Raw genomic sequence first — 10,056 nt, forward strand, 5'->3', positions numbered from 1 at the left:
CTGGGCGTTCGGGGAGGGAGCGTGGCTGGGGCCCGCGGGTCGTGCCGCTGACCGGTCCGCGGGCTCTTTGGTCCCAAGGGCGGGGGTGACCGGATATCCGGTCAGTCTGGGGAGGGGCCGGTGGTCGCGAGGCGGTCAGTCCGAAGGTGTTGCATGAGCTCGGTGAGCCGGTTCTCGGAGACGGTCAGTCCGGCGTCGCGGATCGCGGTGCGGACGGTGGCGCGGGTGGCCTTGCCGGTCTGGGCCACGGCCTTGCGTGCGATGGGGAGCAGATCCTCCATGTCAGCGCCGGGCGGCCGTCCGTAGCGGGTGGTCTGGGGGGCGGTCTCCTCTGCAGGGGGTGGGCTATCCGCTCGGAGAGGGCGATCGTTTTCGTGCAGGAGGAGCTGCGGCTGCACGTAAGTCGGCGGCGTGGATGTCGAAGGCGTGTCCGGTACTTCGGTTGGTATCCCTCGACTGGCGTGGGTGGTCTGGCGGGCGATGAGGATGTGGAGGTGGACGGCTCCGGCGAGGGCGAGCGGAGCGAGGGTGGAGAGCACACCGACGGTGGCGTGGTCCAGGTGCAGCCCCGTGGGCGGTGCGTGCTGGTTGAGGCGTATGGCGTGCAGGGCGTTGGCCCAGATGCTTGCGCTGGTCGCGGCGGAGAAGAGCATCCACACGTACAGGCGGGCGGGGAAGGGCGCGGTGCGTAGGACGAGGAGGGCGCGGACGCCGTAGGCGATGAACCCGTCGATCACGAGGGGGAAGAGGTAGGTGAGCAGGCCACGGATGTGGATGGCGGCGGCCATCTGCTGCAGCGCGTCAAAGGAGAGAGCGCAGCCTGCGGTGCCGAGGACGGTGATCGCGGCACGGTCCCAGCCGGTGACGCGGTGGAGAGGGGCCGTCTGGTCGCGGGGTTCGTGGGGTGTCACGAGGGTGGCTCCGGGTCCGGTTCGGGCGGGTCGTGGGGGTGCTGATGAGGGGCGTACACGGAGGGGCGTTCACGCGAGCCCCCTTCTAAAGGGGGGCTCGCGCGTGAACGCTCGGCGCGTGAACGGCGTGTACGGTGGCGTGATCGTCTGACCTGCGGTTTTGCGGGTGAGCGTGACCGGTGTGAACGCTTTTCGCCTCCATGGTCGCGGAGGGGTGCGTGATCGCCCCCGTGAACGCTCTGGCCGGTCGATGACGCCGTTCAGGAGACGGCGGCGATGTGGCGTGCGGAGGCGTGGTAGCGGGCTTGCTGGCCGCCTCCGTTACCTCCTGCGATGCCGTCGGCCTTGGTAGCGAGCCCGGTCTTGACGAGGCTGTCCAGGGCGCGGCGCGCCTTCTCGGCGGCGGCCCGTCCCGGGTTCGTCTCGCCAGTGAGGGCGGCGGCGAGTTCGCGGACGCTGAGGCCGCCTGGTGCGGCGCGCAGGATGGCCACCGGGTCCAGGGCCGGGTCGAGGGTGGTGGTGCCGCGCGTGTGGTCGTGGATGAGCTGCAGCGGGCCGATCTCGCCGGTGGGCGTCTTCAGGTGGTGCAGCGTGACGGCTGGATCGCCTGCCTCACCGGCGACGAACAGGACACTGCCCGCCCCCGAGGTGACCCAGGTGGAGCCGTAGACGCGGTCGAGTGCGGGCCGCTGGTCCCTCGGGCTGCCGTCGACGGACTTGCGCTGGTGGTGCAGCTCCATGATGTCGACGCCGTTGCGGATGGCCCGCTGGCGGGCGTTGTTGTAGGCGACGGCCAGAGCGTCGTCGACCAGGGTGCTGACCGCGTCCTTGAGGCTGTCGATCACGATGGTGTCGGCCTGATGGGCGGCGGCGAGGTCGGCGAGGAGGTCGGGTTCTTTGTCGAGCGTCGCGGGCAGCGGCCCCTGCCACACGGCGAGCCGCTCGCGCAGGAGGGGCGCGTCGGCCACGCTCACGCGGCGGGCCATGGCCCCCGCGATCTGCTTGGGCCGGTCCATCGCCAGGTACAGCACCCGCTTGCCTGGGGAGACCGGCATGTCCAGGACGGTGTCCTGGAGGCCGATGCGGGCGAGGACGATCTGGTGCGCGAGGGTCGTCTTGCCGACACCGGGTGCGCCGACGATCATGAGACTCTCCCCTGACGCCCAGGCGGTCTTCTCGCGGGTGCCCCATAGCGGCTCCCGGTCCGCGCCGGTCTCGCTGACGAACTGCCAACCGTCCACCAGGTAGCGCGAGAGGCGGCCGGCTCCGGAGGCCAGCGCCCGCTCCCGCTCATCGCGCACGGCTGTCTCGATCTCACTGCGGACTGCGTCAGGATCGGCTCCGGGCTCCAGCGCCCGCTGCACGGCGCGGACGCCCGTCTCCCGCAGGCGCCGCAGGTCGGCCGCGCGGCGCACGATCTCCGCGTAGTACCTCGCGCTGGCAACCGTGGTCGGGACGTTGGCCACCTGATGGAGGTAACCGGCCCCACCCACACGGTTCAGATCGTCCGTACCGTGCAGGTGGTGGGTGAGCGCGATGGGGTCGGTCGGCGCTTCGTTTGCCCGCAGGTCCTGCAGGGCTCGCCAGATGGTCTCGTGGGCGGGACGGTAGAAGTCCGTGGCCTCCAACACATTCCGCACATCGTCGACCGCCTCGCCTGCATACATGCAGGCACCCAGGACTGCCTGCTCAGCCTCGGCGTTGTGAGGTGGCTGGGCCATGGGGTCCGTCGGGGATATGGGCTCTCCCGCTGCCGGTTGGGATGGCGCGTTCGGCCGCGGATGGGTCATACTGAGCATCAGCTCCTCTGCTCGCGGGCCATACGGGACGGCAATCCCGGCCACGCGGGTCGATCGCTAGGGATGGCGGTTATGAGGTTTGCGCTTGAGCCCTCGGTGCCAGCGGCACCGGGGGCTTCTTTGTGATGACGGAGCGGTGCGGACTCCCTCGGAGCGCACCGGGGGCACCAGTGTGCCACACGTTCTGCGATAGGCAGCGGTTCACTTCCTATCGCAGCAGCGTGTTAACGTAGATGGGTCGCTGCAAACGGCAGGGGTTCTCTACCAGAGGAAGGAGGTATGTATGGCAGACGACGGCCCCCAGGAAGGCGTGCTGCTGGCCGGCGAGGAGAACGTCGCCGTAAGGATCAAGGTCGAACGCGAAGCGCGCGGCTGGAGCACCTCCACCGTCTCGGACCGCCTGAACGAAGCAGGCTTCGACATGAACCCGTCCGCGGTCTGGCGCATCGAGAACCGCAAGCGTCGCATCAACCTCGACGAAGCCATCGGATTCGCCGAGATCTTCGGCCTCGAACTGCGCAACCTCGTCGGCCCGCCCCAGCTCGCCGCCAGAGCCCGCGCCATGGAACTCATCGACAACGTGGTGGCCGCTTTCAGCGAGACACAGCGTGCGAACGCCGGCTTCACCACGGCACGTGACGCCCTGGACAGGTACTTGGCCGAGCACCCCGAGATCCGCGAGGAAGCCGAAACGATGGTCTCCAACACCATGGCCGAAGTGGTCAGTAGCCACTTGATGGATACCTACGGACCTTCGCTCGGCGAACACGTCCAGGACGACACCGACGAGACGTAGTTCCTTCCTCGGGCCCCTGTCCTGGGCCGCCCCGTGCCAGGACGCGTAAGCAACCGCCATCCCTAACGATCAACCGGCGGGCCGATGTTGCCGCACCGCGCCCGCCAGAAGTGGATCCACCTTGCGCCGATCGGCGATATCCCCTGCCTCCACACAGCCTGACCGTGCCGCGAAGGAGGTGAACAAGCAGGGTGACCGGCTGCTCACCGTGGACGAGGCCGCCGAACGCCTGGGCACCGGCGTCCGTTTCATCCGGCGACTCATCCACGAGCGCCGCATCCGCTACGTCAAGCTCGGCAAGCCCATTCGTATCCCCGAGAGCGTGCTCGACGCATATATCGAAGCGCGGACCGTCGAGCCCCTCCGCACCCGGCGCACCCGTTACGGGAGGGCTGCTTGATGGCCCGACCTCGTAAGCCCTCGCGCCGCACCTTCGGCGCGATCCGCAAACTACCCTCCGGTCGCTACCAGGCCCGCTATCCCGGATCGGACGGTCTGCTGCGTCCGGCCCCACACCCGTTCGAGACCAAGCGCGACGCCGAGGTCTTCCTCGCTCAGATCCAGGCCGACCAGACGCGTGGCGACTGGATCGACCCCGCCGCAGGCGACGTCCCCTTCGACGAATACGCCGCCCGCTGGATCGACGAGCGCGGGCTGGCAGCGACAACCGAAGAGCTGTACCGCAGGCTTCTGCGGCTCCACCTGGAGCCCACGTTCGGGCCGCTCTGCGTGAACGCCATCAGCCCGGCACGGGTGCGAACCTGGCGAGCGGAACGGCTCAAGGCGACGGGGCCGACCACGGTCGCCAAGTCGTACCGGTTGCTGAAGGCGATCATGGAGACCGCGGTCGAGGACGACCTCGTCCGCAAGAACCCGTGCCAGATCCGAGGCGCCGGCACAGAGGAGGCGGACGAGCGGCCGGTCGCCACCGTCGCGCAGGTCTTCGCGCTGGCCGACGCCATCGGCATGCGGTGGCGGCTCATGGTCCTCCTCGGTGCGTTTGCCTCCATGCGCCCGGAGGAGCTGGCCGAGGTTCGGCGCAACGACATCGACCTGCGTACCGGATCGCTGTGGGTGCGCCGGGCCGCACCCGAACTGAACACCGGCCACCGCGTGATCGGCGACCCCAAGTCACGTGCCGGGAAGCGGGAGATACATCTCCCCGCCTTCGTGCACAAGGATGTCCAGCGCCACTTGGACTGGTTCGCGCAGTCGGAAGCCGACGGAGGTCTCGTCTTCGTCGGCGAACGAGGGGCCGCGCTACGCGGAACGACGTTCGGCCGCAAGTGGCGCAAGGCCCGGGACAAGGTCGGCCTGCCCAAGGAGTTCCGCTTCTACGATCTCCGGCACACCGGCAACACCCTCGCCGCCGATACGGGCGCCAAGCTCAAGGACCTTATGGTCCGCGCGGGACAGTCCTCCGAGCGTGCCCAGCTCATCTACCAGCACTCCACCACCAAACACCAGCGCAAACTCGCCGCCGACATCAACACCGACGTCATCCGCCAGCAGGCAGAGGCGCAGAACGACGGCGATGGGGGAGGCGGGGGCGCGACAGTTCATCCGCTCATCCCGCGCTCGTGTGACGCCGACGTACAGGCGGCACAGGAGTCTTGACCCCACACTGCACTGCGCCGGACCCGCACCCTGCGGGTCCGGCGCAGTTGTATGTCGTTGCTTCGCGTCCGCACACGTCGCCGCCTTTGCCGGCGGTGTGACCCACCGCACAGAAAACGGATCTCATGAAATGAGACGACGAGGCATCAGATTGCGGGGGTGGCCCCGTGCAGCTCGCACCGCACCACTCAAGTGGTGCGCTGTGGCACGCGCATGGCACGCCGACCGGAATTGGTCTAGACATCAAACGAGCCCCAGGCCGCTGACCTGGGGCTCAATACTGGAGCGGGCGACGGGAATCGAACCCGCGCTATAAGCTTGGGAAGCTCATGTTCTGCCATTAAACTACGCCCGCGAGGAAGCGGCGGATGCCGCTCACAACGCGGCACACTGTACCTCATCTCGGACCCCCGACGCACCGGCAGCGGGGGTCTTTGCGCTGTTGGGGCGCTTCTGGACGGCGTGCGACGGTGCGGAGTTGGGGGCGTACGGTGGCGGGCGGGGCGCCTCCGGCGAGCCCGCGCTTCATCCCCTAACGTGGCTTTTGCCGTTTATGTGAGTGGGGAGTGGCAAACGTTGGAGTCCACCGTCGTCCGGTGTGCCGAAGGGCACGAGTTCCGCACCTCGACCTTCCCGATGCAGAACCTGGGCACCGAGCGAATCGGCCCCGGCCGATTGCTTCGGTGTCCCCGTTGTGCGCGGTTGCGGCAGGCGGTGCCGGTCTCAACATCGGTTCCGAAGCCGGGTGTTGAGCCAGGTGCTGGCCCCGCCGCCGACACGCGTGCGGAGCCGGGTGCCGATCCGGGTCCTGCCGGCGGGGCCGATCGGCGCGGCTGACATCGCGACCGACCCGGCACCCGTACGTGCGCACGGCCGCGCGTGGGTGCGTGCGTACGGCCGCGCGTACCGTGTGCCGTCCGGGAAGGACAGCGCACGGTACGGCGCGCGGGCCCCGGCGGCCCCGCCCCCGGCCCCGCGTGCGACCGGGACCGATTGGGACGGGTTCGAGCCGGGCGCGTAGGCTCGGCCCGTGCTTCTCTCTGACAAGGACATCCGCGCCGAGATCGACGCCGGCCGGGTGCGGATCGATCCGTACGATCCGGCGCTGGTGCAGCCCTCCAGCATCGACGTGCGGCTGGACCGCTACTTCCGGGTGTTCGAGAACCACCGCTACCCGCACATCGACCCCTCCGAGGAACAGCCCGACCTGACGCGCCCCATCGAGTCGGTGGGCGACGAGCCGTTCATCCTCCATCCCGGGGAGTTCGTGCTGGCGTCGACGTACGAGGTGATCACGCTGCCGCAGGATCTGGCCTCGCGGCTGGAGGGCAAGTCGAGCCTCGGGCGGCTGGGGCTGTTGACGCACTCGACGGCCGGCTTCATCGACCCCGGCTTCTCCGGGCACGTCACCCTGGAGTTGTCGAACGTCGCCACGCTCCCGATGAAGCTGTGGCCCGGGATGAAGATCGGCCAACTGTGCATGTTCCGCCTGGCCTCACCCGCCGAGCATCCGTACGGGTCGGAACGCTATGGCTCGCGGTACCAGGGGCAGCGTGGGCCGACGCCGTCGCGCGCCTACCTCAACTTCCACCGGACGCGGATCTGACCCGATCGGACAGGGCGGAGTGAACGATGAGCGATGAGCGCGAGAGCCTGACGTACCCCCTCTTCGGCCAGGCGACACGGGAGCTGGCGGGGACGATCGCGGACGACGGCTACGACCCGGACATCATCCTGTCCATCGCCCGGGGCGGGCTGTTCGTCGCCGGCGGACTCGGCTACGCGCTGGACGTGAAGAACCTGCACGTGATGAACGTCGAGTTCTACACCGGGGTTGGCACGACCCTCGACATGCCCGTCATGCTGCCCCCGGTGCCGAACGTGGTGGATCTGAGCCAGAAGAAGGTGCTGGTCGCGGACGATGTCGCGGACACCGGCAAGACCCTGAAGCTGGTGCTCGACTTCTGTGCGGAGCATGTCGCCGAGGTGCGCAGCGCGGTGATCTACGAGAAGCCGCAGTCGCGGGTCAACTGCGAGTACGTGTGGAAGCGTACGGATCGGTGGATCGATTTCCCCTGGTCGGTGGAGCCGCCTGTGGTGCGGCGGGCCGGTCAGGTGCTGGACTCCTGAGGCTTTCGCCGCCGCCACTGCGACTGGCGCCGCCACTGCCGCTGGCGCCGCCGCGTCCGGTACAGGCGTCGCCGCCGTGTCCGCCGCATGGCACCTGGCGGTGTCTCACGTACGGCCCCGGCGGGTGTCGAACGCCCGTCTCGGGGGTGTGGCTCGGCGATCTCCTTCGCGCGCGCGGTCTTCCCAGCGGCCTGGCAGCTCGGTATAACCCCGGGTAACAACCGAGGAGCGCCAGGAGGGAAGACGCCCTATGGCACGTGCGAGACCTGTTGTATCCATGGTGACGGCAGCGGTGTTGACGTTGGGCGGCGTGGGGCTGTTCAGCGCGTCCGGCGCCGCCGCCAACCCGACGTCACCGAGCTCCGACACCGTTCGAACCGCCGCCACCACAACTGATCGCGCCGGCTCAACGCAGCCAGAGCGCCCACAAGTCACCCCGCTCTCAGCCGAGTTGGAGGAGCGGCGGGCGGCGCAGTCGGAGAAGCTGTACGGCAGTCCCGAACAGCGCCCGATGAACGAGCGGCAGACCTCGCTGATCTCGCTGGGCGACAGTGAGATCAGCGGCGAGGGGGTCGGGACGTACGAGCCGGGCACGGACGGTCCGGACAACTGGTGCCACCGTTCGCCCGACGCCGCGATTCACCGGACCGGCATCGAGGCGGACGTGACGTACAACGTCGCCTGTTCCGGCGCCAGTACGGAGAACATCCGGATCGGCGGCACTCAGCAGTACGCCGACGAGCTGGTGCAGACCGACGCCCTGGCGATCAAGGCGCGGAACACCCGGCTCAAGCAGGTGGTGTTGGTCGCCGGTGCCAACGACGACCTGCAGTTCGGCCCGGTGATGACGGACTGCGTGATCCGCTGGTTCACCCTGCAGGGCGAGTGCGAGCCGAAGTACCAGCCCGGTTGGCAGGACCGCGTGGACGGGCTCGTGCCCAAGGTCGAGCAGACCGTGCGGGACATCAGGTCCGTGATGGGGGACGCGGGTTACGCGGAGGGCGACTACCAGCTGGTGGTGCTGGGTTATCCGAGCCCGATCGGGCCGGATATCAAGGACAACCCGAACTATCCCGGCAAACTGCCGGGCGGCTGCACCGGCTACACCAGCGATGCCGACTGGGCCCGCGACGGCGCCGTGCCGGCGTTCCAGAAGGGCATGCGGACGGCGGCGGAGGAGACCGGGGCGACCTACCTGGACGCGTCCCGGCTCTTCCACGGCCATGAGGTGTGCATGGAGAACACCTGGGCGCGCGGGCTGTACGTGGACCTTTCCCATCCGTTCCCGCCGGACGAGAACTCCGTGCGCCAGTCCTTCCACCCCAACAAGCGGGGGCACGGCGCCTTCGCCGAGTGCCTGACGCAGACGTACCGCTCGGACTCCCGGGAGGTGGCCTGTGCCGATCCCGCTGGGCAGGCCGAACCCACGCTGTACGAGCTGGCCTGGGACGACACGTTCGCTCCGCTGCGAAACGCCGCGACGGACAGCTGCCTGGACGTCGACGGCGGGGAGACCGCGAAGGGCACGGCGGTACGCGGCTGGAGTTGTGGTGAAGGGCAGCGGAACCAGGGCTGGTGGCATGACGAGGCCAGCGGGCAGCTGTACACCGAGCTGACCCAGGACCGTTGTGTCGACGTGCCGGAGGGCGCCTACGAGGCGGGTACGGCGCTGGTGCTCTGGGACTGCCTGGGCAAGGAGAACCAGCGCTTCGTCACCGAGGGCGACACCATCCGCCCCGCCGCGGCGTCGGAGCTGTGCCTGACACTGGCGGAACCGGAGGCTCCGGTCCGGCTGCAGAAGTGTGACGGTTCGGAGCAGCAGCGGTTCGCCTGACGGGCGGCTGGTTCGAGGTCGGCGGGAACGCTGGTGGCGGGTGTGAGTGGTTCGTGCCGGTCAGCGCGCGCGCGTACGGGCGGTGCGGACCGGCCGCCCGTACGAGGAGCCGGGCCGGCGGCCCGCTGGTGCCGTACGTACGAGCGACGTGACCGTACGGGTGCCGGCGCGGGCCCGCTTACGGTCCACGCCCGCACGGTCGTGAGGGCGTGGACCGCCCTACAGCGTGCCCAGCTTCATCAGCATCAGGATCGCCAGCAGCTGGATCGCCGAGGCGGCCAGCGCTCGCGGCCACGGCAGCTCGTGGGAACGGCTGATCATCGCGGTGAAGAGCGCGCCGGCCGCCAGCCAGGTGCCCCAGCCGAGGATCTGCACGAGCGTCGCCGTGCCGCCGAGGAACATGGCGAAGAGCAGCCGTGGCGCGTCGCTGATCGCCATGATCAGCATGGTGAGTCCGATCGTCGGTGCCCACAGGCCGTTGCCGCCGAGCTGGCGGGCCAGGGTGTGGGTCACCGCACCCAGCATCAGACCCATGATCACCATGGCGATGCCGGTACCGATGACGTACTGGAGGGCGGTGGTCAGCGTGGAGTTGAGGACGTCCTCCCGCGCCTGGTCCAGCCCGAAGACGGCGAGCAGGCCGTAGACGAAGGTGACGAGCAGTGCCGGACCCCAGACGGGGTGGTCCCGCATCTGCCAGAAAGTCGTCTTGGGACGCACGACGATGCCACGCAGCAGCTCCTTCCAGTGCAGCCGCGGGCCCGGGGGCGGCGCGGGCTGGCCGCCGTCGCCGTATCCCTGCGGGCCGTACGGATCGGACACCTGGAAGGACTGGGTGTGACCCGACTGGTTGGCGTACGGATCGGGCGCACCGCCGTGCCGTGGGTGCGGGTCGCCGAAGTACTCCGGCTCGCCGGGACGCGCGGGGCCGCCACCCTGGCCGCCGCCGGCCACCGGCCAGCCGGCTGT

Annotated in this window: 9 protein-coding genes and 1 tRNA gene; 6 read left to right on the forward strand and 4 right to left on the reverse strand. The window is 69.3% G+C overall.

The window, feature by feature from the left end; translation table 11 throughout:
- Positions 1–101: 101 nt before the first annotated feature.
- A complete protein-coding gene (locus tag AN216_RS21395) occupies positions 102–911 on the reverse strand; it encodes a DUF2637 domain-containing protein (protein WP_070198342.1) in 810 nt (269 codons plus the stop codon).
- A gap of 260 nt (positions 912–1,171) precedes the next feature.
- Positions 1,172–2,632 (reverse strand): DnaB-like helicase N-terminal domain-containing protein, encoded by a 1,461-nt coding sequence (locus tag AN216_RS21400; protein WP_244502571.1) that lies wholly within the window; start codon positions 2,630–2,632, stop codon positions 1,172–1,174.
- A gap of 361 nt (positions 2,633–2,993) precedes the next feature.
- Here AN216_RS21400 and AN216_RS21405 point away from each other — a divergent pair, with 361 nt between their 5' ends.
- The 3 genes from AN216_RS21405 (at position 2,994) to AN216_RS21415 (ending at position 5,123) form a co-directional block, all read left to right on the forward strand.
- The gene (locus AN216_RS21405; RefSeq protein ID WP_070198344.1) at positions 2,994–3,506 is read left to right on the forward strand and encodes a helix-turn-helix domain-containing protein; all 513 of its coding nucleotides are present in this window, start codon (positions 2,994–2,996) and stop codon (positions 3,504–3,506) included.
- Between the two features lie 178 nt (positions 3,507–3,684).
- A complete protein-coding gene (locus tag AN216_RS21410; RefSeq protein WP_070198345.1) occupies positions 3,685–3,906 on the forward strand; it encodes an excisionase family DNA-binding protein in 222 nt (73 codons plus the stop codon).
- Positions 3,906–5,123, forward strand: a complete 1,218-nt coding sequence (locus tag AN216_RS21415) for a tyrosine-type recombinase/integrase (protein WP_079166818.1) — start codon at positions 3,906–3,908, stop codon at positions 5,121–5,123. The genes AN216_RS21410 and AN216_RS21415 overlap by 1 nt, the downstream gene beginning before the upstream one ends.
- Positions 5,124–5,404: 281 nt before the next feature.
- Here AN216_RS21415 and AN216_RS21420 read toward each other — a convergent pair.
- Positions 5,405–5,478: transfer RNA gene (locus AN216_RS21420), tRNA-Gly, on the reverse strand.
- 675 nt (positions 5,479–6,153) lie between these two features.
- Here AN216_RS21420 and dcd point away from each other — a divergent pair.
- The 3 genes from dcd (at position 6,154) to AN216_RS21440 (ending at position 9,087) form a co-directional block, all read left to right on the forward strand.
- Positions 6,154–6,729, forward strand: a complete 576-nt coding sequence (dcd, locus tag AN216_RS21430) for a dCTP deaminase (RefSeq protein ID WP_070198347.1) — start codon at positions 6,154–6,156, stop codon at positions 6,727–6,729.
- Positions 6,730–6,755: 26 nt separating this feature from the next.
- Positions 6,756–7,253, forward strand: coding sequence for a phosphoribosyltransferase (locus AN216_RS21435; protein WP_070198348.1), 498 nt, complete (start codon positions 6,756–6,758; stop codon positions 7,251–7,253).
- A 250-nt stretch (positions 7,254–7,503) separates the two neighbouring features.
- Positions 7,504–9,087, forward strand: coding sequence for a ricin-type beta-trefoil lectin domain protein (locus AN216_RS21440; protein WP_070198349.1), 1,584 nt, complete (start codon positions 7,504–7,506; stop codon positions 9,085–9,087).
- Between the two features lie 219 nt (positions 9,088–9,306).
- Here AN216_RS21440 and AN216_RS21445 read toward each other — a convergent pair.
- On the reverse strand, positions 9,307–10,056 hold a 750-nt coding region (locus AN216_RS21445), incomplete at its 5' end, for a Yip1 family protein (protein ID WP_070198350.1).

Source organism: Streptomyces oceani (genome assembly GCF_001751245.1).
Lineage (GTDB): Bacteria > Actinomycetota > Actinomycetes > Streptomycetales > Streptomycetaceae > Streptomyces > Streptomyces oceani.

Excerpts from the sequence above, each read along its gene's own strand:
- AN216_RS21440 (WP_070198349.1), top strand. The coding sequence starts at position 7,504 with ATGGCACGTGCGAGACCTGTTGTATCCATGGTGACGGCAGCGGTGTTG.
- AN216_RS21435 (WP_070198348.1), top strand. The coding sequence starts at position 6,756 with ATGAGCGATGAGCGCGAGAGCCTGACGTACCCCCTCTTCGGCCAGGCG.
- AN216_RS21405 (WP_070198344.1), top strand. The coding sequence starts at position 2,994 with ATGGCAGACGACGGCCCCCAGGAAGGCGTGCTGCTGGCCGGCGAGGAG.
- AN216_RS21400 (WP_244502571.1), bottom strand. The coding sequence starts at position 2,632 with ATGGCCCAGCCACCTCACAACGCCGAGGCTGAGCAGGCAGTCCTGGGT.
- AN216_RS21415 (WP_079166818.1), top strand. The coding sequence starts at position 3,906 with ATGGCCCGACCTCGTAAGCCCTCGCGCCGCACCTTCGGCGCGATCCGC.